Origin of the sequence: Dubosiella muris (genome assembly GCF_004793885.1) — a bacterium.
GTDB lineage: Bacteria > Bacillota_I > Bacilli_A > Erysipelotrichales > Erysipelotrichaceae > Dubosiella > Dubosiella muris.
Map to the genome: position 1 here is coordinate 1 of NZ_SRYG01000028.1, position 21861 is coordinate 21861.

The window sequence follows — 21861 nt, forward strand, 5'->3', positions numbered from 1 at the left end:
GGTGAAGCGCTCAAGCATGGACAAATACTGGATGTTGGTTGTGTTTGTCAAATTTATACCTCCTGCCTTTTATATACGTAGAAATTCAAAAAAAAGTGCCTCTGACTTTTTAAAAGATACAATTTCACAAAATACTTCCGAAAAAAAGCAATAAACTGCTTGAACTGTGGCTCATTTGTGGAAAATGGGTGCCGGCAAAGCGTTTGGATAGACTTTTTCTTTTTTTAGAGTGCCAAGCTTGACAAGAAAAGGGGGCGTGGATATGATAGGTCTGTAAATATAAATTATTTTGTATATTCGTGAAAGGAGAGAAATACTGGAGAGAGAAGCGAATAAAATTTTTTTAAACCAAATATACAAAATATTATATATTTCTCGTTTTTGATACAAAGGAGGTACCTATGGATCGTTTAGAACTTCTGCTATCCTCGGGTTTGATTGCGCAGGATACATGCGAAAAAGCGCGTAAAGTCGACGCGTGTTTAACGGAGCGGTTTGGTTGGAGCGAAAAAATCGAGATGTTCGTGACCCATTACGCGATGGCGCTCGAACGCCGCCAAAACGAGGAAGTCATCGAAGGACTGCACGAGGAAGCCGTTGCTGAAATTTATAAAAATCCGGACTTTGAAATTTGTCGTCTGCTTCTGGAAGAGCTGGAGTCATTGACCGCTTCCGGACTGTCCGCCACAGAAGAACAGTTTATTCTGATTCATCTGCTTAACATTGTGAACGAAAATAAAAACAAATAGGGAGTGCTTATGTTCAACTACATCATTGCTGCATTAATCGGCGCGATGTCCGCCGTTTTGGCGAATCGCAACATCGCCGTGTACAACGACGGGTTCCGCCCGGTGTATACGGAATATCTCAACGGAAACATGGATCGCAAGACGCTGGCGACGACGTCGTTCGCTGTCAGTATCGGCTTGGTCATCGGGTTCGCGTTCACGAACTCGATCGCGATGGGAATCGTCATCATCCACACGTATTTGCTGATGGGCGACATCATCGGTACGTGGTTCCCGGACAATAAAAAAGGATTTATTTTATCGGCCGTCGTCGGCGCGCTGTGGGGCATTCTCGTCGTCACGTTCATGTCCTCGATCCAGGCGTTCTTCTCGATGTTCCCGGTCAACTTCCTGCCGCAGCTGGCCGGCGTGGCCGACTACGTCGTAGCGACCTTCGCGGTGTTCCCGGCACTTGTCGTGGCATACCAGAACGGCATCAAAAAAGGAATTATCACCGCCGTCATCACGTTGGTTGGCTATTTGCTCGTCGCGCGCTTTGGCGTGTTCCAAATCGGTGAGTTCACGCTGGCATTGAACGCGCCAGGGATGGCGATGCTTGTCGGCACAATCGTCATGATCGTCTTCGCCGTCAAAACGAAGACCGACGCCGAAAGCGCCAACCTGACCAATATCTTCAGCGCCAACATCGACGTTATTAAGAAAAACTGGTTGCTGTTCGCCATCATGGGCGGCCTGCTCGCCTGCGCGGCGTCCCAGTGCTTCCTGACCACCGACGTCATCTCGGGTCCGCTGGCTCAAAACGGCTCGTTCGCAGAAGCGGCGCTTGTCGCGATGGTACGCGCCATCGGCTACATTCCACTCGTGTACACGACCGCGATCGTAACCGGCGTGTTCTCGCCAGCCGGCTCGTACTTCAGCATCGCCGGCGGTCTCTTCGTCGCCGCGATGGGTCTGACGATGCCGATGGAACCGCTCTTGGCTTTCGTGGTCGGCGCGATCATCATGTGTCTGGAAATCGTTTTGCTCGGTACGATCGGCAGCCTGCTCGACCGGTTCCCGGCACTTCGCGAACTGGGCGACCACATCCGCGACGCGATGTCGAAAATCCTGGAGCTCGCGCTGCTCGTCGGTGGTTTCACGTCGTCGTTCGCCATCATGAACGAAGTCGGACTCGGCTCGGTCGGCCCGATGGCAGTCATGATCATCTGGATGCTCAACAAAACCGCGAAAAAGCCGATGCTCATCCCGCTAGCGGTCGGTCCGATCGTCGCCATTCTCATGGGTATCGTCGCCAACCTTATCAAGATCCTTGGTTTGGCGGTCATTGTTTAGCGAATACATAATATAAAAAGAAATCAAAAGGAGGAAATATCATGTTGAAAATCGTCGTAGGCGGAGCCGTGAACAAAAATGAAAACGCGGAATTGATCGAAAAATACGGAAACGGACAAGTGGAAGTGAAAGTTATGGGCGACTTGCAAGCCGCCATGGCCCTCAAAAACGGCCAGGCCGATTACTATTTCGGCTCGTGCCAGACCGGCGCGGGCGGCGCGCTCTCGATGGCCATCGCGCTCAACGGCATGAGCAAATGCGTGCCGGTCGCCATGGTCGGCAAAGTGCTCAGCGACGAGGAAATCGCGCAAGCCATCGCCGACGGCAAGACGGCGTTTGGCTTCGTGCCGGAAGCGGCCGCCTCCGTCATCCCTGTCATCATGGGTGTGCTGCTGAAATGAGCCGGATCAAAGCGTACGCCAAAAAGACGCTGCTGGCGCAAAAGGACCCGGGCCGCGCGGTCGAACACGTGTTTTGCGGCGCGCTCGACGCCATCGAGGACGACAACGACACCCGGTATCTCGGTGTGAAAAACGTCCGGCAGATCCCGGCCTCGTTCGTTCATGAACTCGAAAACGCCGGCTTCGTCTTGCACACGCTCGACAAGCACAGCCACAACGGCCGGGCCGTCGACTACGCGTTGGCCAACCCAATCACCGGAAAGCCAATGACCGGATCCTCGAGCGGCACCGCGCTCAACGTGTTTTACGGTATTAACGATCTGGGCGTCGGCACCGACGGCGGCGGCTCCGTGCTCGCCCCGGCCATGGCCGTCAACTGCTTTGGCTTCATCAGCCCGCTGCTCGCTTGCGAGCACATGAAACAATACACGAAGAAATCGACCGACAACATTGAATTTTACCCGTCGCTCGGTTTTATCACCCGCGACTTGCCGACGATGGAAAAGGCGATTCGCGCCACGCTGGAACTGCCCCAACCCAAAGAGCCGATCGTCATCCACGCGCCGCAAGGCTTGGTCGACTCGCTGCCTGAAGCAAGCCGGCGCACGTTGGTTGACGCCGGTCTTGCCATCGAGGCGGTGGCGATGCCCGAATTTGGCAACGAACGCCAGCCGATGATCGAGTTTTTAACGAAGGAGATCGCCGCCTGCGACGTGTTCCTCGGCTTCGACGCCAAAGTCGACTTTTACGGACTGGGCGACACAGTGCTTGGCCACTTTGACGCCGAAATGGAGGCGTTGCAAAACAAGAGCGGCAAGACGCTGCTTCGCGTGGCCAACATGGTCAAGGCGAGCGCCCTGACCGTGCCCGGGCCGGAACTCTCGAGCGGCTTCACGCTGTTTTGCGCCTCGAATCCGGAAAAGATCGCGGACATGCTCGCCGTCGCCAAGCGGCTTGCCTGCGCTCCGGATCCGTTGCTTGAACGTTATTTCCGCGACCCCGACGCGTATTTTGAAAAAGGCTTCGTATGGAACCATTGAGTGGCTTCACGATGATGCACGAGCACATGCATCTCGACTTGTCGGTCGTCAAAGGCGATCCGGACACGTGTCTGGACTGCTTTGAGCAAACGCTGGCCGAGCTCAAGGACTTGCGCGCCAAAGGCGTGACGAGGATTTTGGAAGTGACCAACGTCGGCATGGGCCGCGATCTGGACTGGATCGCCCGCCTCGAACAGGCGTCCGGCGTTCGCATCGTGCGCTCGACCGGTTTCTACAAAGAGCCGTTCATTCCCGCGATCGAGGCGACGCAAAGCGTCGAGGCGATGGCCGCGATGATGATCGACGATTTGCGAAGCGGCCGCGCGGAGGTCATTGGCGAGATCGGGACGTCCAAAAACGAGTGGCGTCCAAGCGAGCGCCATGTGTTCGAGGCCGCCGTGCTCGCCCACAAGGCGACGGGCGCCCCCATCACGACGCATACCACGTTGTCCACGCTCGCCCTCGAGCAGGCGGGGTTTCTCGTGGAGCGCGGCGTCGAGCCCGACCGCGTCATTATCGGACACATGGACCTGGGCGGTGATCTGGACGCGGTTTTGGATGTGCTCGCCCTTGGCGTGAACGTGGGCTTCGACACGATTGGCAAGACGAACTATTTGCCCGACGAGCGCCGCGTGGCGATGCTGCTCGAGCTCGAGCGAAAAGGGCTGATCGACCACGTCGTCCTGTCGCAGGACATCACCCGCAAGTCGCAGCTGAAGGAATTTGGAGGAAAGGGATACGCCTATTTGGTGGACACGTTCGTGCCCATGCTCAGACAGGCGCATATGAAGGAAGCATCCATCCAACAGATGCTTGAAAAAACACCAAACCGCATTTTAGGAGGTAAGCCATGAAAACGTATCCACTCGAAAGCATCACGCTGGACCAGGCCCGGGACTTTCAATTCCGGATGGTCGACGCCATCACCAAAACCTTCACCGGAACGGAAAGCCTGACGCGCGGCGATTTGGGCGTCGTGCCCGGATTGAACAAGCCGAGAACGACGCTGAAAGCCGAGCAGGCCATCGCCCGCTTCTTCGACGCCGAAGCTGCGATTCTCGTACGCGGATCGGGCACCGGCGCCATTCGCTACGCCTTGTTTTCGACGGTAAAGCCGGGCGGCAAGCTGCTCGTGCACACCGCCCCGATCTACAGCACGACGGAGACGTCCGTGCGCATGCTCGGCCTCGTGCCAATCGCGGCCGACTTCAACGATCCAAAGGAAATCGAGCGCGTCATGCAGGAAAATCCCGACATCGAGGCGGCCCTTGTCCAGTACACGCGCCAGGTGCCGGAAGATTGCTACGACATGAAGGAAGTCGTGGATACGATCAAGCGCCAGAAGGACATTCCGATCGTGACCGACGACAACTACGCGGTCATGAAGGTGGAGCGCATCGGCACCCAGTGCGGGGCGGATCTTTCGTGCTTCTCGACGTTCAAGCTGCAAGGACCGGAAGGCATCGGCTGCATCGTCGGCAAAAAGAAATACATCGACGCCCTGATCCGCGAGCATTATTCCGGCGGCAGCCAGACGCAGGGCTGGGAGGCGATGGAAGTGCTGCGCGGCCTTGTCAACGCGCCGGTCGCCCTGGCCATCCAGGCCCAGGTCATCGAGTCGCTGCTGGCCAAAGTGCAGGAACTGCCGCAAGTCAAGGACGCGTTTATCGCCAACGCCCAATCCAAGGTGCTGATCGTGGAATTTCACGAACCGGTCGCCGAGCAGGTGCTTGCGCGCGCCGAAAAGCTGGGCGCGCTGCCAAACCCGGTCGGCGCGGAATCCAAGTACGAGATCGCGCCGATGTTTTACCGGGTGTCGGGAACGTTCCGCAAGGAGGATCCGACGCGCGAACAGCGTATGATCCGCATTAATCCGAACCGCACCGGACCGGATACGATCATTGAAATTTTGAAATCGGCGCTGGAAAGCGAGGATGTATGTTTCTAGAGAAAATGGTGGAACGAAATCCCGAACTCGTGGAAACAGGGTTGCGGCTTCTGGGTGAGGGAGCGATCCTGCCCGATACGTATGTTGTCGACGTGGATCGGTTTCTCGCCAACGCGAAAGCGATTTTGGACGAAGCCGACGAGCAGGGCATCGCGCTGTACTTCATGCTCAAGCAAGTCGGACGCAATCCGTGGCTGGCCAAAAAGCTCGTCGAACTGGGCTATCCGGGCGCGGTGGCGGTTGATTTCCGCGAAGCGAAGATTTTGATGGACCATGGCGTTCCGATCTGCAACGTCGGACACCTCGTGCAAATCCCGCGCGGCTTTTTAAAGGATATCGTCGCCTACGAGCCAACGTACATGACGGTGTTCACGATGGAAAAGATCCGCGAGATCGACGCCGAAGCCGCCAGACAGGGCAAGACGCAAAAGCTGCTGCTCAAAGTTGTCGGTCCGGACGACATGCTGTATAGCGGGCAGCACGCCGGGTTCGAGCTCGACGCGCTCGATGAAGTCGTCGAGCAGATCCAGACGCTCGATCACGTGCGCATCGGCGGCGTCACGTCGTTTCCGTGCTTTCTTGTCGACGAGCAAACGGGCGAGGCGAATCCGACGCCCAACCTCGACACCTTGCTGGCGGCCCGGGTCATTTTGGAACGGCACGGGGTGGAAACCATCAATGTGAACGCCCCGTCGGCGACGTGCGTAGGCACGCTGAAGGCGATGGGCGCCTATCCGGACATCACGAGCGCGGAGCCGGGGCACGGCTTGTCGGGGACTACGCCGCTGCACGCCAGACGAAACGAGCCGGAAGTGCCATGTGTCGTTTACATGTCGGAAGTGTCCCACAACTTCCGGGGCCACGCGTATTGTTTTGGGGGCGGGCACTACCGGCGCTCGCACGTGAAGCACGCGCTGGTCGGTACCAATCTGGCCAACGCGGTCGTGGCGGATGTCATCGCGCCGGAGCTGCCTTGCATCGACTATTATTTCGAGCTGGGACAGGAATTTCCGGTTTCGGCGCCGGTGTGCATGGCGTTCCGGTTCCAGATTTTCGTGACCCGCAGCCATGTGGCGCTGGTGGAAGGACTGGCTGGCGGAACGCCGCGGCTGGCCGGGCTGTTTGACAGCCAGGGAAGGAGCCAAACATGGGAAGATTTATCGTAATCGTATTGGATGGATTTGGGATGCAGGCGATGCGGGACGCCACGATCGCCCGTCCGGGCGACGAGACGAGCAGCACGCTGGGCAGTATTTTGCATGACTTTCCGGATTTAAAGCTGCCCAATCTCGAGGCGCTCGGGCTGATGAACGCGTTTGGCAGAGAGAGCGCCTGCATGAAGTTTTCGCCGGACGCGACGTTTGGCAAAAGCGAGCTCATGCACTTTGGCGCCGACACGTTCCAGGGCCATCAGGAAATCATGGGCACGAAGCCGCGCAAGCCGGAAGTCCACGACTTCCAGCAAAAGATCGACGCGATCGAGAAAACGCTGAAGGAGCACGGGCACATGGTCGAGCGGCTGGGCAAGCCGGGGCTGGAATATTTGCTGGTGGATCGCTATTGCACGGTGGCCGACAACATCGACTCCGATTTGGGCATGGCGTACAACTGCACCGCGCCGCTTGATTTCCTGCCGTTTGAACAGGAGATGGACATCGCCCGGCTTGTGAGAAACGTGGCGGTCGTCAACCGGGTCATCGCTTTTGGCGGTACCGGCAACACGATCGACGATATATTAAAGGCCGAGGAAGTGCGGGAGGGCCGGTATATCGGCTTGCTCGCTTCGGCGACGAAGTCGTACGACCAGGGCTATGAATGTCGCCATCTGGGCTATGGCGTCGATCCGAGCGTCCAGGCGCCGTCGATTTTGGGGCGGGCCGGGATCCCGGTTTCGCTGTTTGGCAAAGTGGCGGACATCGTCCACAACGAGCAGGGCAAGTCGGTGTCGTGGGTGGACACGGCCGAGGTGCTCGACTTGACGATCGAGGAAATGAAGACGATGGATCATGGCTTCATTTGCACGAACGTGCAGGAAACCGATCTGGCCGGCCATTCGCAGGACGCGGCGCGCTACAAGCGTATTTTGGAGATCGCGGACGGGAAGATCGGGCAAATCGTGGACATGCTCAAAGCGGACGACGTTCTGGTTGTCATGGCGGACCATGGCAACGATCCGGATATCGGCCACAACAAGCATACGCGTGAAAACGTGCCGCTGCTCGTCCACAGTCCGAAGCGCGGCGTCGATTTGGGCTTGCGTAAGACGCTGTCGGATGTTGGTGCGAGCGTTTGCGACTACTTTGGCGTCGAGGCGCCGGAAAACGGCACGTCGTTTTTATCCTTGATCCGATGAAGACGCGGTTGGCGAAAACTGTCGTGCTGGCCGGCCGGATCCTTTTGGAAAACGGCGCGGAAACGCACCGGGTGGAGGACACGATGCGGCGTATGTGCGAAGCGTATGGCGCGCAGGTGACGGATTCCTACGTCACGCCGGGGATGTTGATGATTTCGTTTTCGTACGACGGGGAAATGGTGCACAACATGAAACGCACCGGCGTGAAGACGACGGATTTGGGCAAAATCGACGCGGTGAACACGTTGTCGCGAAACGTTTCCTCGCTTGCTTTGGAAGAGCTTTACGAACAGCTTCAAAAGGTGGAAACGAGTCCGGGTCCCTCGACGGGCCGGTACAGTGTGGGGGCGTTCGTGGCGGCGGCCGGTTTCGCGGCGCTGTTTGGATCGACCGGAGTTGAGGCGCTGGCGGCCGGCTGGATTGGCGGTTGCTGCGCCTTTTTGTTAAGGACATGGGGTTCGCGGTTTTCAAGCGCGTTTCAAAACATGGCGGGCAGCGCGTTCATGACCGCGTGCGCGCTGGTCTGTCCCGGGCTTGGCTTGGGCGCCCAACCCGTTTTGCTCGGGGCGCTCATGATCCTCGTGCCGGGCATGCTGCTGACCAACGCGATCCGGGACATCGTCAACGGCGATTCGATTTCGGGCACGTCGCGGCTGGCGGAAGCCATCGTCACGGCCGCGGCGATCGCGTTGGGCAATCTGGCGGTTCTCGCCCTGCGAGGTGGCGTATGACGGGAATCATTGGCGCGTTTTTTGGCGCGCTCGGCTTTGGCATGATGTATCATCTGGAAGGAAAAAAGCTGCTGTGCACGGCGCTTTGCGGGGCGCTGGGACAACTTGTGTGCGTGTGGATGCGTTTGTACACGAGCAGCCCGATGGCGCCGATGCTGGCGGCCGCGTTTTGCGTGACGGTGCTGGCGCAAACGCTGGCGCGCACCCTCAAGGCGCCGGTGACGGTATTTCTCGTATGCGCCCTCATTCCGCTTGTGCCGGGCAAGGGCATTTACCAAACGCTGCTGTGCGGCCTTTGCGAGGATGGAAATACGCTGCATCTGGCGTCGGTGACGTTGCTGGAAGCGGGCGGGATCGTCGCGGGCTGCGCGCTGGGCTCGGGCGTGGTGTCCCATGTCGACGCGTGGCGGAAGCGGAAAAGAGGCTTGAATGTGTAAATTCGAGTCTCTTTTTTTCTTTTTTGTCGTTTGTGTTCGAAAGAGAAAGTATGCATGATTTCCACTGTACAAACCCGGATGACATGTTTTATGATGAGCTTAGAGAAGCCGTATCGTATTTTAAAAAAGAACCGGAAGGAGTGAATGCCATGTGTGAGATCATGAGAGAATTTGAAAGAAAATCCGAGAACAAGGGACGTAGAGAAGGACGTGCGGAAGAGCGTGAAGCGATTATGCGCAATTTGCGCGAAGAAGGCATGTCCTACGAAAGAATCGCGCGCATCACCAATCAATCGTTATCAAAAGTAAAATCGTTTTTTAAGGCGAAACAAACCGCGTGAAGCCATCATGCGCAAATTGTACACCAAAGGCATGGATTTGAAAACGATCGCTGAAGTCACGGGGCTAACCATTGCCAAAGTCGAAATGTTTTTCAAGAAACAAGCATTGAACCAGGAAGACAAACACTGTTTTTCGCCTTCGATCCATTGGGTTGAAGGTTTTTATTTTTGCTCTTTTTGTTCGAAAAAGAAAATAAAATGCTTGAAATCATACATTATTTGGCGTATATTCAAAGCGGGAGGAAAGATAAACGAACATGTTTATCGAAAAAGAACATGAGACAAACAAACAAACCGGCATCGGAAATGAATACGAAGGAGTTGGCGTCGTATATCGACTACTCGGTGCTGAAACCGGAATTTACAGAAGAGGAAATCGTGGATTTGACAAAGGATGGCGTTCGTCTTGGCTGCGCGACGATTTGTATCAATCCGGCGTATATGGAATTGTGCGAACCGTATGTCAAAGGGTCGGAAACGATGCTTTGCCCGGTCACGGATTTTCCGTTTGGCACCAGCTCGACGAAGAGTCGTGTGGAGCAAATCGAGGATGTGGCGAAATACGATACCGTCAAGGAAGTGGATATCGTGGCCAATTTTGGCTTGATTCGCTCGGGACAGTACGACAAGGTGCTGGAGGATTTGAAGGCGTGCGCCGCGGCGGCCCACAAGCACGGCCGGGAAATCAAAGTCATTTTCGAGACGGACGCGCTCAACGAGGAGCAAATCAAAAAGATGGTGCACGTGTGCATCGAGGCGGGCGTCGATTTCGTGAAGACGAGCACGGGCTTTTTGACGGGGCATGAATCGCATGGCGCGACGCCGGAAGTCATCGCTTTGATGCAAAAGGAAGCGGATGGCAAAGTCAAGGTGAAAGGCTCGGGCTGCATCCGGACCCGGGAGCATTTCCTGAAGCTGATTGACATGGGAATCGACCGCATGGGCGTCGGCTATCGCTCGGTACCGGTCGTTCTTGGACTGGACGACTAATCATCATCGGCTGAAAAAAGGGAAACGTCTGCTTTTTTCAGCCGGTTTTTCGTATAATGAAGAAAAAAAGACAAAGGAGACACGATATGGCGGCAAACGAGCGACTGGAAAAAATAGTAAAACGGGTGGAGCGGGAAGGCTTCCTTTCGACCCGGGAGCTGGCCGAAACGATGAATGTGACCGAAACGACGATCCGGCGCGACAGCGAGGAGCTGGAACGGCAAGGCAAGGTCATCAAGGTGCACGGCGGCATCAAGAGCCTGCCGCAAAACGTGATCTTGTCCAGCCGCGACGAGAAAACGATGCGCGAGCGTCTGGGCCCGGCCCCGGACAAAGAGGCGGCGGCCGAAAAGGCGGCCAGTTACATCCGCGAGGGGGACTGCGTGTTCCTGGACGGAGGCACGAGCCTCGTTCCGGTGTTCGAGCGGATCAAGGACCGCAAGGTGAAGATCGTGACGCACTCCCAGCTGCTCGCCCGTCTGGCTACATCGTGCGAGGCCGAGCTGACGTTGCTTGGCGGGAAGTACATTCCGGACTACGAGATGAGCGTGGGGCCGATCACGCTGGAAAATCTGGGCCTGTTCCGGTTCGACTACGCGATCATCGGCTGCGCGGGCATTGATTTGGAGTCGCACGCGGTGTACACGGCGGAACTGGAAACAGCGGCCGTCAAAAAGGCGGCGATGGCGCTTTCGGTGCGCAAGATCCTGCTGGCCGACGAGGCGAAGCTGCACGTGAAAGGATTTTGCAGCGTGCTGGACACGGACATGTTCGACGCCATCGTGCTAGGCGTGAAGGAAAAGCCGGATCCGGAACAGCTTCCGCTCAACGCGGTCGTCGTTTTGGAAGAAGAACAAAAGAAATAAGGGAGGGGAAGAGATGAGCGCATTTTTACAGTTTCAGCCGCGAACCGATGACATCGACCTGGGGCGTATTGAACGGCTGCGCAAGAAGATGGCGGAACGGCAGGCGAGCTTGTGCGCCCAGCGCGCGCTCTTGTATACGGAAAGCTTTCGGCAAACCGAAGGCGAGCCGTACATCGTGCGCAAGGCGAAGGCGTTCGCCCACACGCTGGCGAACATGACGATCTATGTCGAAGACGACGCGCTGATTTTCGGCAACCAGGCGTCGCGCAATTTCGCCGCGCCGGTTTTTCCGGAGTTTTCGGTCGACTGGGTCATCGACGAGCTCGATGGCACAAACGAGGTCGTGGCGTTCGAAAAACGGGAAGGCGACGTGTTTTTGTGCGACGAGGCGACGAAGGAAAGCTTGCGCTCGATCCAGCCGTACTGGCACGGCCATACGCACGAGGACGAGGTGAAGCGGCATTTGACTGAACCGATCTGGCTGGCGCAAAAGCAGGGCGCGCTGCATTTGGGCGGCATCTCGATGTCGGGGGACGGCCATATCGTGCCCGACCATCCGATGCTGCTGGGACGCGGATTCCGGTCCTTGATCGAGGAAGCCGACGCGAAAAAAAGCCGGATGGATTTGACGAAGGAACAGCGGGCGTACTATGAGGCGGTGTCGATCGCCTTGAACGGGGCGCTGGTGTTTTTCAAGCGGTACGGGCCGCTGTTGCGGGATATGGAAAAGGACGCCTCGCCAAAGCGCCAGGCGGAACTGGAAGCGATGGCGGCGATGGCCGACACGCTGCTGGAAGGACCGGTCCAATCGTTTTGGGAAGGTTGCGAGGCGGTGTACATGGTGCATTTGCTGCAAATGATCGAGTCGAACGGCCACTCGTTTTGCTACGGAAGGTTCGACCAGTACATGCTCGACTTGTATGAAAAGGACCGGGCCCAAGGCTTGTCGAAGGAGCGGGCGCTCGAGCTGATCACGCATTTGTTTTTGATGAACTCCTCTCACAACAAGGTGCGGCCGTACGGGCATACGCGCTTTTCCCAGGGCTATCCGTTGTACTCCAATTTGGTGGTGGGGGGCTTGCGTCCCGATGGTGTGGATGGCACGAACGACTTGTCGTATTTGTGCATCGAGGCGATGCATTTGACGGCGCTGGCGGAGCCGAACTTTTCGCTGCGCTACAACGGACAGACACCGGACGACTTGCTCGCTCTGGCGGCCCGGCTCATCCGGACGGGGTGCGGCATGCCGTCGCTGTTCAACGACGACACGGCGATACAAGGTCTGGTCGATTTGGGCATTCCGCTGGCGGACGCGCGCGACTATTGTCCGATTGGCTGCGTCGAGACGGGCGTGCCGGGCAAATACGGACACCGGGCGACGGGGATGACGTATGTGAACTGGGGCAAGGTGCTGGAAGTCGTGCTGTACCATGGCACGGACCCGAAGACGGGGATCCGGCTGCTTGATTTGGCGGATCCGTATGAAAGCTATGCCGACGTGTGGCGGGCGTGGAAGGAGGCGCTGGCGTTTTATTCCGATTTGGCGGTGGAGTCGGACGCGGTGTGCGACGCGTCACTGGCGGTGTACGACGCCGATCCGTTCGCCTCGTGTTTGATCGACAACAGCATGGCGCAGGGAAAGACGCTGAAGGAAGGCGGCTGCCGATACGATGTCGTGTCGCAGTCGAACATCGGGCCAAGCGTCGTGGGCAATTCGCTGATGGTCATTAAAAAGCTTGTGTTTGACGAGAAAAGAGTGTCATGGGACGAACTGATGACGGCTTTGGCGGACAACTGGCAGTCGGAGTCTTCCAAAAGGGTGCGCAAGCTGGCGCTGGCGGTGCCGAAATTTGGTAACGACGAGGACGAGGTCGATCAAATCGTCAAGGATGTGTTCAACTCGTATTTGGAACGGCTGCCGGCCTATCGAACGCTGCGGGAGGGCCACGGACCGGAGGTGTCGTGCTACACGATGTCGACGAGCAACATCACGTCGTATGTCCCGAATGGACTTGATGTGCTGGCGACGCCGGACGGACGTTTCGCGTACGAGCCGCTAAACGAGGGCTGCTCGCCGACGCAGGGGACCGACCACGCGGGACCGACGGCGGTCATCAACTCGGTGTCGAAGCTACCCAATGAAAAGGTGGCGGCGGGACAGCTTTTGAATATGCGCTTTTCCCCGGACGCGCTGGCGGGCGACGAAGGGCTGGCGCGGTTCGTTTCCTTTTTAAAGGTGAGTCAGAAAAAAGGCATTTACCACAACCAGTTCAACGTGCTTTCCAAGGCGCAGCTGCGAGAAGCGCAGGCCGATCCGATGGCGCATCGGGATTTGATCGTGCGGGTGGCGGGCTATTGCGCGCAGTTTGTCTCGCTCATGCCGCAGGCGCAGGAGGCGATCATCGCCCGGACGGAAAACCGGTGGTAGAGAGCTTCGCTGGCGTTTGACGGGTTTTCAATGGTATAGTATGCGCATGACTACACATACAAAAAAACGAACATGGATTCGATGGACATCTTTTCTGATTTTATGCGGTCTGGTCGTGCTTGGTTTTGGCGGCATGCCGGTGCGCGCGTTTGACGACGGGACGCAAACGGTGTGGGACGGCTATGCGCCGACGACGGTCATGATCGACGCGGGTCATGGCGGCATGGATAGCGGCGCGATTGCGTTCAATGGCCAGTACGAAAAGGATTTGAGCCTGGAGTACGCGTTGAAGATTGGCGCCTATATCCAGATGATGGATCCGTCGATCGCGGTGCTGTATACGCGCACGGGCGACGAGGTCGCTTGGGTCGACGAGGAAACGACGATGGATTTTGAGGTGGACGATCTTGTTGGCCGCTCGACGGTGGTGAACACGTACGCGCCCGACTACTTGTTGTGCGTGCATTTCAACTCGGCGGAGGATCCGACAGCGTATGGTTACGAGGCGTTTGTCCGGCCGGAAGATGTGGCGAGTCAGCAGGTGTACTCGCTGTTGAGCCAGAAGCTGGCGAATGCGGGGTTCTCGGCGGATCTTGGCTTGTTGAGCACGGCGGACGCCCCGCTGCATATGGTGGATTTGACAAACTCCGCTTCGATGCTGCTGGAGCTTGGCTTTTTGACCAACGAGGGCGACGTGTACGCGATCAACGACCCGGTCATGAAGGAGAACATTTGCCGTTCGATTGCCGAGGCGTATGTGGAAACGATTCATGGCGCGCCGATGAACTAGAAAAAAAGACAATGAACAATAAAAAAGCTTTCAGAAATTAATTGGCTGAAAGCTTTTTTGTGTTTACTTCGCATGGATCCATGGTTCGAAGGAAACGATTTCGGGACCCTGGTAGACGAGCTCGCCTTCCATCCCAACTTCAAAAAGCGGGTAGGCGTACCGGTCGACTTCAAAGACGAGCGGGCCGTTTGCCGTCTCGAACGCGACTTCGAACAAAGGACTGGATGGTTCATAGCCGGGCACCGGCGTATAAGGCTGTTCGGATTTCGCAGCGACTTTGGCGTGAATCGTTAGAACGGGATGTTTGTTGGTGGTGTAGCGCTTCATTGGGTTTCTCCTTCCTGTATCGTTTTTATTTTATCATAATAAATCATAAGCTGACATATTGAAAATATTTAATTTTATAAATAAATTGTGAAGTGGTGTGATTTCAGGACGTTGTGGGCACTTTTTTTGAATTTCTACGTATATAAAAGGCAGGAGGTAAAAATTTGACAATAAACAATCCGAATGAAACATACTATTTTTTGATTCAGCAGTTCACCTTGTTCAGTGATTTTTTCATGCATGCCGTCTTTTCGCATAGCCGAAAAGCCGTGCAGCTTCTTGCGCGCATCGTGACCGGTAAAAAGGATTTGATCGTCGTCGAATGGGGACTGGAAGTCAAAAAGGGATTCCCGTTTTTTCGAAACGACCGCTACGATTTGTTCATCATCGACCAGTATGGCAATGTTTACAACATTGAGATCGAGAACACGCTTCGATCCCTTGGCAAACGGGCTTTTCACAACATGTGCCTGCTGGGCTCTCAAAGCTTGAAACCGGGTGAAGAACACAAAGCGCTGCGAGAAAACTGGGTCGTCTTTTTGACGAAGAAGGATTTTCTTAACCAAAACGAGCCGTTCTACTCGTATGAATGGTTCAACCGGAAATGGAAGCGGATCCTGCACACGAAAGCGCACATCTGTTTTGTGAATGGAGAATACCGGGGCGATGACGCGATTGGAAGGCTGATGCATGATTTCCGCTGTACAAACCTGGATGACATGTTTTATGATGAGCTTAGAGAAGCCGTATCGTATTTTAAAAAGGAACCGGAAGGAGTGAATGCCATGTGTGAGATCATGAAAGAATTTGAAAGAAAGTCCAAGAACGAAGGGCGCGTTGAAGAGCGTGAAACCATCATGCGCAAATTATATGCCAAAGGAATGGATTGCCCTACGATTGCCGAAGTCACAGGACAAACCAGCGCCCAGGTTGAAGCCTTTTTAAAGCGCAATAGTTTGTAAAGACGATGTTTGACGCTCGATCGCCGAGGTGGATATGAAAACGATCCGGCGTTTCGATGAACTAGAAAAAAAGACAATAAACAAGAAAAAAGCTTTCAGAAATCAATCAGCTGAAAGCTTTTTTGTGTTTTTGTCGAGTGACTAGACAAATTGATTGTCTAGTTTGTCGAGTCGTTTTTCATAGTCAGTTTGATATTTTTTCCTTGAACGACGTAGGCAAGGCGACCTTGAGCGATAAGCTGTTGAACCGTCTTGCGTAGTTTGGCGCTAATTCCTTTGTATCCCATCGACTTGGCCAGTTCTGTTAAGGTGAGCGGGTCTTTTTGAACGAGAGAAAGAATCTGTTCGATGTAGGCTTGTTCCTTTTCTATCTTTCCGTTTTGTCTCATAAATTCAGGATGGATCGGTAATCGAATGGAAAGAAACGAGCGTTCCGGTTCCGAATGGATCGTAAAAAGCGGCGATCCATTTTTTCGAAGCGCGTTTATCGCGTTTGGAAATCCTGTATTTCGTCCTTCAATCAAATGGAGTTCCTTTAAAAAGTCTCCGATTCTTCGATTTCGATAAACCCGGGATCGAATCTCATATTTTTCAATGTCCTTATCCTGAATGCTCGTATCAAATCCGGGATGACTTGTGATTTCAATTTCGGTTGGCGTGATACGAACTGTGATTGGCTCATGGATTTGATAGGAACGGTGGTATACGGCGTTGGCTAAGATTTCCTCCAATGCCTGAAACGGGTAGTTAAATACTCTCGTGGCCTTTGCTTGACTGGCTGATTTGATGATTTTCTCTTTGATTGCGTAGTTTTTTAAATATAAGAGAGCGTCTTTTAGCTGAGTCTGAATTGGGCCTTCAAAGATTTTTTCTACCATATTGGTGCCGGTAGGGTCGGGAATATCCACGATTTCAATACGCGCGTATCGAAAATAATCATGGATATGACGCGAAAACATGAGCAAACCAACATTTAAAGGGTGCTCGTCTTCCGACGGGCCACTGACAAGCTGTAAATCGCGGGCAAGTTCCGTAACCGTTTTTTCATCGGCGAGTTCATAAAGCCGACTGTTGATTTCCTTGAGGTGAGCACGCATCAAATCCTTGTCTAAATCATCCACGCTCGCAAAGAAATTGGGCCGGTCGTCAAACGGAATCGTTTCAGAAACACAATAGAGTTGTTTGAGCTGGCTCTGCTCCGCCTTGATCGTGCTCGAGAATTTTCGAATATAGTAATTCAAAACGGAGTGTTTGGAGGTGACATTGTCCGGACAACGATAAGGACGTCCGGGGCCGCCTTTGACTTGAATTAACACTAAGTTTTTTCCTTCATAAACGACAGGCTCCGCGACAGGAAAATAATGCGGCTCGATTTGATGGCAAAGATTGAGGATCTTTTTCAAAATGGAGTCGATTTGCTGTGGATCGAGTCCTTCGGGAGGCAATACGGGTGTTCCGTTTTTTTCTTTGACTCCAATCACAATATATCCGCCGCCAATATTGTCAATATCATTCGCAAAACCACAAATGGTTTTGATGATTGGAACAGGATTAAAATTTTCTTTAAATTCGATTCGATTGGATTCGACGACATGATCTTGAAGTAAAGTTTGAATCGAAACGGGAATCGTCATGGCTTTTTCCTCCTTTTTATCCATTATATTCAAAAATTTGTCGAGTGACTAGACAAAATGGTTGTCTAGTTTGTCGAGTCGTCCATCTTTTGGAAAAAAGATAGAGCCTGTCATGGTAATATAAGTATGAACAAGGAAAGAGGAAAGGTGGAAGAGACATGAAAAAAATAGTGAAGATCGAGCCGTACTATGAGCCAAGAATGTGGGGCGGAGGACGCCGGTTGATTGACGAGTTTCATTATGTCACGGATGTCAAACCGCTTGGCGAGGTGTACAACGTCGTGGCGCTGCCGGGTCATGCGGATTGTTTTGTGCCGGAAATGGACCGGACGCTTTCCGAGCTGTATGTTTCGTGCCCGGAATGGTTCGAATGCGAGACGAAGGAACTGCCGATCCGGGTCAACATTTTGGATCCGATGGCCGACCTTTCGATTCAGATCCATCCGGACGACACGTTCGCCCGTTCGTACAACGGCGGACGGGGAAAGCCGGAAGCGTGGGTCATTTTGGATGCCCCCCAAGGATGGTTATATCGAGTTTGGCCACCACGCCAAAACCCGAAAGCAATTCACGGAGTGGAGCGAAAGCGGAAAATGGGATGCGCTGCTTCGCTACTTGCATACGCCAGTGGATGGGTTTATCGACATTCCGGCCGGGACGCTGCACGCCATTGGCAAAGGCGTTTTGACGTACAACATTTCCCGCAACGCGGATTGCACGCTGCGATTGTACGACTATGACCGTGTCGATCCGGCGACTGGAAGAAAGCGGCCGATCCAGGTGGAGGAAGTGCTGAAAAACGTCAACGTGCCCGACAGGCTTATCGAGTTTCAAATGTATCCGGCCGCGATCGAGCATGGCTGTCTTGTGACGCGCTACTGGGACGAGCCGGGACTGTACACGCTCATACGGATCCAAACAAAAGACGGGGGCCGGTTTTTGCATGATGGCTTCGCGTTTTACACGTGCGTCAAAGGCGAGGGAACGATCAACGGCGTGCCGATCCGGCAGGGCGAAACCGTGCTGGTGCCATGTCATATGGGCTGGATAACATTGGAAGGAAACATGGATTTGTTTTTGGCGGGCTATCGAAATGAAAACGGGGATTTTTGAAAAACTTTTCATTTTTTCTTGACGGATCGCTTTGTCCGGGCGTTTAATAAAACCAACAAAAGGGAGTAATTGGCGCGTACGCGTGCAAGGGATCGTCATCACGTCCGTCTGGACCGGTCATTGCTGAAACAATGAGACTTTTGCCATGAGGATGGCAGGAGTCTTTTTTCTTATCCTGCCGGGAAGGAGAATGTTATGGAGATTATCGGTTTGTTGTTTGGATTCGTCTGTTTGATCAAGGGGGCGGATTTTTTTGTGGATGGCGCGAGCTCGCTGGCGAAAAAGCTTGGCGTGCCCGCGGTGCTGGTTGGCTTGACGATCGCGGCGATCGGCACATCGCTGCCGGAAGCGAGCGTGTCCGTCATTTCGGCGCTGCATCAAAATCCGGAAATCGCGATTTCAAATGTGCTCGGTTCCAACTTGTTCAACACGCTCATGGTCATTGGCTGCTGCGCGATCATCTTTCCAATTCATGTCGGGCCGGAGCTGAAAAAACGGGACATTCCGTTTAACGTGCTTATTTCCGCCGTGTTGTGCCTGATCGCGGTTTGTTTCCACCGATTGAGCCGGCTGGCCGGCGCGGGCCTACTTGCGGCGCTGGTTGTGTATTTGGTGTATCTTTGCACGCATACGAAAATCGAAAAGGAGGAGCAGCCCGGGGACATGCTGCCGCCTGGAAAGATTGTCTTGTATATCCTTGGTGGATTGATTGCCATCGTCGCGGGCGGACAGCTGGTTGTGAACAACGCCACGGCGATCGCGACGGCGCTTGGCTGGTCGCAGACGTTGATTGGCGTCACGATCGTGGCGATTGGCACCTCCCTGCCTGAATTGGTGACTTCGCTGGTTGCTTGCAAGAAGGGCGAGAGCGGATTGGGACTGGGCAACGCGGTCGGGTCGAACATCTTCAACATTTTGTTTATTTTGGGAGCTTCGAGCGCGATCGCCCCGTACGCGATCAACGCGCAGTCGGTGGTGGATTGTGTGCTTGTCCTGCTGGTGGCGGTGCTCTTGTTTGTCTTGTCGCGCAACGAGAAAATTTCCAAAAAGGAAGGCGTGTTGTTCGTCTTGCTTTATGTGGCGTATTCGGTGTATGTGTTTTTACGGTAAACTTGAGAAATAGTTTGGAAAATTTTTGAAATGTTAAAGCCCAGTAATTTGATGATTTAATACGAATCGTCTAATGACTGGGCTTCATTCTTTATTTAGAGTCAATATATTGGTTGGCAAACAAGCCGATTACTTGTGTTAATTGATTTTCAAATTGACGGGAAACATCAGAAAAACCTGTTTTGGCATGTATAAATTCATGATATAAAGTACCAAGAAATTTTTCTCTCGATATAAGCTGGTCTTTCAATATGTAGATTGTTTTTTCTTCAGGATTCCACAGTCCCACAGTGCCATACAATTCTTCCTTAGTATAGAGTTGCTTTGCTATTTTAATGGATTGGACTTCTTTTGGGGTTGGAAAAACTTGTTCTAATTTTTTATAAGAATCAAATATATCTTTTTCTTCTTCTGTTAACGAAGAATACGCAATTATTTCTGGCACAAAGGATTTTGAGCGAGTGGTTACAAAATTGCTCAATGTCATGATTTTGGCATTTTCTTGTACACAGGACTCGTTATAGGCTTCTATTCTTTTATAGGCTTTATCTGAAATCTCAATAGTTTCGATCCCATCTTGTTCTTTCATATCTAAAATTTCACGTGCTGAATCACTATTATGGAGTTGTTCGCTAGTTACGTAGATGTTTTTTTCTTTTGAGGTATTAAGATTTTCATGATTAATAATCACATTTGCCTCTACCTTTGTGTAGTTCAATTCATTTTTTCTTGTATTATGTTTTTTTACTTGCTCGTACAGTATGGAGAGAACAGAAGGCTGTTTGCATTGTTCGAGAATATCTTCAATCTTTTTGGCAAAAGCCGTTTTTCCAACATTTTTACGCTCGCGATTAAGTGCTTTTTTTAGGTGGGCATTCGCATTGGTAATATTATAAGAAAAAAGGAAATCTTCCGCTTCAGCTATTTCCACGCCATTAAAATAGATTTTCGAAATTCCATTTTTATTCTTAAGAATTTGGCCATGTTTATTACGATCCATCATCTCATAATTACCAAATGCACAGAATTTTGATTTTGCTTTTTCTATATCGGTATCAGTACATTTTATAACAATATCTGTTCCGATTTCATTTGGTTCTGAATAGTTTTTGATAAATATATGTAGTGTTTCTTCTCTCGAATCACCAGCTTTGACTTTTTTTCCGGGAAAAAATAGGCGTCCGTTAGAAATAATATAAAATTCTATATTATTTCTATATAATACGGCAACTGCATCGTTTAGACCGACACCAAATTTTCCTATCACATCATCTCGAGCACTTTTTTCTTTATTTTCATTTTGAGCAAAGTTTTCGATTTTTAAACCTCTACCATAATCGTGAATATGCCACCATCCTTCCGTGTCTTTTGTGATTTCTGGATTAATTCCAGCACCGGAAATTGTAGTCTCATCCAGGGCGTTTGCAATAAATTCTCTGATTGCGTCTGCCGGTTCCCAGTCCTCCAAAACCTTTTTTATATTCAAATCATAAAAGTCATCATAATTTTTGGTGTTGATTTTTGAAAACATATCTCTACTCCTTTTCTTTTTGAAAGGGATCAAATGGAGTTGTGTTTACAGATACGAAGTTAATTTCTCCAGCGGGATATTCGGAGATATATCCAGTTAGTCCAAATTTTTGGTGACAATTTGGACAGGAAAACTCATCTTCACGAGTTATCGTTTCATAAACTATTTCTGAACCCATTTCACGTGGATCACTGGAGATTTCTGCATTCTCGTAGTTTGCTAAGTGGACGTATTGAGGATAACCACATCTGGGACAATAAGCAATCTGTACCAAGGGATTATTAGAATCTAATGGTTGCAAAGGTTGTAATGGTAGACCAGGATATGGCACTTTTTTGGCGATTTGATTACTAGAAAATTTATAATATTTTTCTATAATTCCAGGGTTAAAAGGATTCTCTTCTTTTATAATTTTAGAGGCTAAATATTTGGCGGATCTATATTTTTCTATTTGCTGTTTCAAAAGGTTACTTATTGAATCTTTACCTTGAATGCATTTACTAATGCTTTTCGAGCTCAATCCGGTTCTATTAAATAAAATAATTGTTTTTAAAAATAAAAGATCTTTCTCAGTATATGAATTTTTTTTGTTATTTTCTTTTTCAAATGTTCCATTTTCTTTTAAATATTTAATTCGAGCCATTAATTTTTCTTTATCTACACCTAATTCATCAGCTAATTCCTTGAGAGCATAGATTTTTTCTTGTTTCTTCATATTTTAATTTCTCCTGGTATATATGAATTAGCCCATTTAACTGAGCCATTCTATATACCTTTT

At 52.2% G+C, this 21861-nt stretch carries 23 protein-coding genes; 19 read left to right on the forward strand and 4 right to left on the reverse strand.

The genetic code is table 11. From position 1 onward, the window contains the following. The first annotated feature begins 401 nt into the window (after positions 1-401). The 16 genes from E5336_RS11035 (at position 402) to E5336_RS11105 (ending at position 14406) form a co-directional block, all read left to right on the forward strand. Positions 402-749 (forward strand): hypothetical protein, encoded by a 348-nt coding sequence (locus E5336_RS11035; protein WP_135981158.1) that lies wholly within the window; start codon positions 402-404, stop codon positions 747-749. A gap of 9 nt (positions 750-758) precedes the next feature. Further along, a complete protein-coding gene (locus E5336_RS11040) occupies positions 759-2081 on the forward strand; it encodes a YhfT family protein (protein WP_135981159.1) in 1323 nt (440 codons plus the stop codon). A 41-nt stretch (positions 2082-2122) separates the two neighbouring features. Continuing rightward, the gene (locus tag E5336_RS11045) at positions 2123-2482 is read left to right on the forward strand and encodes a DUF2620 domain-containing protein (protein ID WP_135981160.1); all 360 of its coding nucleotides are present in this window, start codon (positions 2123-2125) and stop codon (positions 2480-2482) included. Next, on the forward strand, positions 2479-3522 hold the full coding sequence (locus tag E5336_RS11050) for an amidase family protein (protein WP_135981161.1): 1044 nt from the start codon (positions 2479-2481) through the stop codon (positions 3520-3522). Before E5336_RS11045 ends, E5336_RS11050 begins: the two co-directional genes overlap by 4 nt. Further along, on the forward strand, positions 3510-4376 hold the full coding sequence (locus E5336_RS11055; protein ID WP_135981162.1) for a phosphotriesterase family protein: 867 nt from the start codon (positions 3510-3512) through the stop codon (positions 4374-4376). The genes E5336_RS11050 and E5336_RS11055 overlap by 13 nt, the downstream gene beginning before the upstream one ends. Beyond that, the gene (locus tag E5336_RS11060; protein ID WP_135981163.1) at positions 4373-5470 is read left to right on the forward strand and encodes an aminotransferase class V-fold PLP-dependent enzyme; all 1098 of its coding nucleotides are present in this window, start codon (positions 4373-4375) and stop codon (positions 5468-5470) included. The genes E5336_RS11055 and E5336_RS11060 overlap by 4 nt, the downstream gene beginning before the upstream one ends. Further along, complete coding sequence (locus tag E5336_RS11065; protein WP_135981164.1) at positions 5461-6636, forward strand: YhfX family PLP-dependent enzyme; 1176 nt, start codon at positions 5461-5463, stop codon at positions 6634-6636. The genes E5336_RS11060 and E5336_RS11065 overlap by 10 nt, the downstream gene beginning before the upstream one ends. Further along, positions 6618-7823, forward strand: coding sequence for a phosphopentomutase (locus tag E5336_RS11070; protein ID WP_135981165.1), 1206 nt, complete (start codon positions 6618-6620; stop codon positions 7821-7823). The genes E5336_RS11065 and E5336_RS11070 overlap by 19 nt, the downstream gene beginning before the upstream one ends. Continuing rightward, positions 7820-8554, forward strand: a complete 735-nt coding sequence (locus E5336_RS11075) for a threonine/serine exporter family protein (RefSeq protein ID WP_135981166.1) — start codon at positions 7820-7822, stop codon at positions 8552-8554. Before E5336_RS11070 ends, E5336_RS11075 begins: the two co-directional genes overlap by 4 nt. After that, complete coding sequence (locus tag E5336_RS11080) at positions 8551-8991, forward strand: threonine/serine exporter family protein (RefSeq protein WP_135981167.1); 441 nt, start codon at positions 8551-8553, stop codon at positions 8989-8991. The genes E5336_RS11075 and E5336_RS11080 overlap by 4 nt, the downstream gene beginning before the upstream one ends. A 149-nt stretch (positions 8992-9140) precedes the next feature. Beyond that, on the forward strand, positions 9141-9332 hold the full coding sequence (locus tag E5336_RS11085; protein ID WP_135981168.1) for a hypothetical protein: 192 nt from the start codon (positions 9141-9143) through the stop codon (positions 9330-9332). A gap of 31 nt (positions 9333-9363) precedes the next feature. Continuing rightward, positions 9364-9612: a hypothetical protein gene (locus E5336_RS12640; RefSeq protein WP_277820857.1), complete on the forward strand. Its 249-nt coding sequence runs from the start codon at positions 9364-9366 to the stop codon at positions 9610-9612. Next, positions 9609-10322 (forward strand): deoxyribose-phosphate aldolase, encoded by a 714-nt coding sequence (gene deoC, locus E5336_RS11090; protein ID WP_135981169.1) that lies wholly within the window; start codon positions 9609-9611, stop codon positions 10320-10322. The genes E5336_RS12640 and deoC overlap by 4 nt, the downstream gene beginning before the upstream one ends. Positions 10323-10408: 86 nt before the next feature. Beyond that, positions 10409-11188: a DeoR/GlpR family DNA-binding transcription regulator gene (locus tag E5336_RS11095; RefSeq protein ID WP_168353657.1), complete on the forward strand. Its 780-nt coding sequence runs from the start codon at positions 10409-10411 to the stop codon at positions 11186-11188. 13 nt (positions 11189-11201) lie between these two features. After that, positions 11202-13616: a glycyl radical protein gene (locus tag E5336_RS11100; protein ID WP_135981171.1), complete on the forward strand. Its 2415-nt coding sequence runs from the start codon at positions 11202-11204 to the stop codon at positions 13614-13616. A gap of 46 nt (positions 13617-13662) precedes the next feature. Beyond that, positions 13663-14406 carry an N-acetylmuramoyl-L-alanine amidase gene (locus E5336_RS11105; protein WP_168353658.1) on the forward strand — a complete coding sequence of 248 codons (744 nt, stop codon included), beginning with the start codon at positions 13663-13665 and terminating at the stop codon, positions 14404-14406. A 63-nt stretch (positions 14407-14469) separates the two neighbouring features. Here the strand turns inward: E5336_RS11105 and E5336_RS11110 are convergent, their stop codons facing one another. Then, positions 14470-14733 carry a DUF2500 family protein gene (locus E5336_RS11110; RefSeq protein WP_135981173.1) on the reverse strand — a complete coding sequence of 88 codons (264 nt, stop codon included), beginning with the start codon at positions 14731-14733 and terminating at the stop codon, positions 14470-14472. Positions 14734-14897: 164 nt separating this feature from the next. Here E5336_RS11110 and E5336_RS11115 point away from each other — a divergent pair, with 164 nt between their 5' ends. After that, positions 14898-15695: a hypothetical protein gene (locus E5336_RS11115; protein WP_135981174.1), complete on the forward strand. Its 798-nt coding sequence runs from the start codon at positions 14898-14900 to the stop codon at positions 15693-15695. 158 nt (positions 15696-15853) lie between these two features. Here the strand turns inward: E5336_RS11115 and E5336_RS11120 are convergent, their stop codons facing one another. After that, positions 15854-17329, reverse strand: coding sequence for an RNA-binding domain-containing protein (locus E5336_RS11120; RefSeq protein WP_277820858.1), 1476 nt, complete (start codon positions 17327-17329; stop codon positions 15854-15856). 510 nt (positions 17330-17839) lie between these two features. On the opposite strand from E5336_RS11120, the gene E5336_RS12645 reads away from it, so the two are divergent. Further along, positions 17840-18442 (forward strand): hypothetical protein, encoded by a 603-nt coding sequence (locus E5336_RS12645; protein ID WP_277820859.1) that lies wholly within the window; start codon positions 17840-17842, stop codon positions 18440-18442. Positions 18443-18637: 195 nt separating this feature from the next. Continuing rightward, positions 18638-19552 (forward strand): calcium/sodium antiporter, encoded by a 915-nt coding sequence (locus tag E5336_RS11130; protein ID WP_135981176.1) that lies wholly within the window; start codon positions 18638-18640, stop codon positions 19550-19552. A gap of 91 nt (positions 19553-19643) precedes the next feature. On the opposite strand, the gene E5336_RS11135 is transcribed toward E5336_RS11130, so the two are convergent. Beyond that, on the reverse strand, positions 19644-21083 hold the full coding sequence (locus E5336_RS11135) for a hypothetical protein (RefSeq protein WP_135981177.1): 1440 nt from the start codon (positions 21081-21083) through the stop codon (positions 19644-19646). Positions 21084-21087: 4 nt separating this feature from the next. Continuing rightward, on the reverse strand, positions 21088-21798 hold the full coding sequence (locus E5336_RS11140; RefSeq protein WP_135981178.1) for a MerR family transcriptional regulator: 711 nt from the start codon (positions 21796-21798) through the stop codon (positions 21088-21090). Between the last annotated feature and the right edge of the window lie 63 nt (positions 21799-21861).

Bases quoted from the DNA above. Each gene is read 5' to 3' on its own strand.
- E5336_RS11105 (WP_168353658.1), top strand. From the start codon at position 13,663: ATGACTACACATACAAAAAAACGAACATGGATTCGATGGACATCTTTT.
- E5336_RS11100 (WP_135981171.1), top strand. From the start codon at position 11,202: ATGAGCGCATTTTTACAGTTTCAGCCGCGAACCGATGACATCGACCTG.
- E5336_RS11085 (WP_135981168.1), top strand. From the start codon at position 9,141: ATGTGTGAGATCATGAGAGAATTTGAAAGAAAATCCGAGAACAAGGGA.
- E5336_RS11040 (WP_135981159.1), top strand. From the start codon at position 759: ATGTTCAACTACATCATTGCTGCATTAATCGGCGCGATGTCCGCCGTT.
- E5336_RS11060 (WP_135981163.1), top strand. From the start codon at position 4,373: ATGAAAACGTATCCACTCGAAAGCATCACGCTGGACCAGGCCCGGGAC.
- E5336_RS11130 (WP_135981176.1), top strand. From the start codon at position 18,638: ATGGAGATTATCGGTTTGTTGTTTGGATTCGTCTGTTTGATCAAGGGG.
- E5336_RS12645 (WP_277820859.1), top strand. From the start codon at position 17,840: ATGCCCCCCAAGGATGGTTATATCGAGTTTGGCCACCACGCCAAAACC.
- E5336_RS11050 (WP_135981161.1), top strand. From the start codon at position 2,479: ATGAGCCGGATCAAAGCGTACGCCAAAAAGACGCTGCTGGCGCAAAAG.
- deoC (WP_135981169.1), top strand. From the start codon at position 9,609: ATGAGACAAACAAACAAACCGGCATCGGAAATGAATACGAAGGAGTTG.
- E5336_RS11135 (WP_135981177.1), bottom strand. From the start codon at position 21,083: ATGTTTTCAAAAATCAACACCAAAAATTATGATGACTTTTATGATTTG.
- E5336_RS11035 (WP_135981158.1), top strand. From the start codon at position 402: ATGGATCGTTTAGAACTTCTGCTATCCTCGGGTTTGATTGCGCAGGAT.
- E5336_RS11080 (WP_135981167.1), top strand. From the start codon at position 8,551: ATGACGGGAATCATTGGCGCGTTTTTTGGCGCGCTCGGCTTTGGCATG.
- E5336_RS12640 (WP_277820857.1), top strand. From the start codon at position 9,364: ATGGATTTGAAAACGATCGCTGAAGTCACGGGGCTAACCATTGCCAAA.
- E5336_RS11140 (WP_135981178.1), bottom strand. From the start codon at position 21,798: ATGAAGAAACAAGAAAAAATCTATGCTCTCAAGGAATTAGCTGATGAA.
- E5336_RS11065 (WP_135981164.1), top strand. From the start codon at position 5,461: ATGTTTCTAGAGAAAATGGTGGAACGAAATCCCGAACTCGTGGAAACA.
- E5336_RS11120 (WP_277820858.1), bottom strand. From the start codon at position 17,329: ATGACGATTCCCGTTTCGATTCAAACTTTACTTCAAGATCATGTCGTC.
- E5336_RS11070 (WP_135981165.1), top strand. From the start codon at position 6,618: ATGGGAAGATTTATCGTAATCGTATTGGATGGATTTGGGATGCAGGCG.
- E5336_RS11095 (WP_168353657.1), top strand. From the start codon at position 10,409: ATGGCGGCAAACGAGCGACTGGAAAAAATAGTAAAACGGGTGGAGCGG.
- E5336_RS11045 (WP_135981160.1), top strand. From the start codon at position 2,123: ATGTTGAAAATCGTCGTAGGCGGAGCCGTGAACAAAAATGAAAACGCG.
- E5336_RS11110 (WP_135981173.1), bottom strand. From the start codon at position 14,733: ATGAAGCGCTACACCACCAACAAACATCCCGTTCTAACGATTCACGCC.
- E5336_RS11055 (WP_135981162.1), top strand. From the start codon at position 3,510: ATGGAACCATTGAGTGGCTTCACGATGATGCACGAGCACATGCATCTC.
- E5336_RS11075 (WP_135981166.1), top strand. From the start codon at position 7,820: ATGAAGACGCGGTTGGCGAAAACTGTCGTGCTGGCCGGCCGGATCCTT.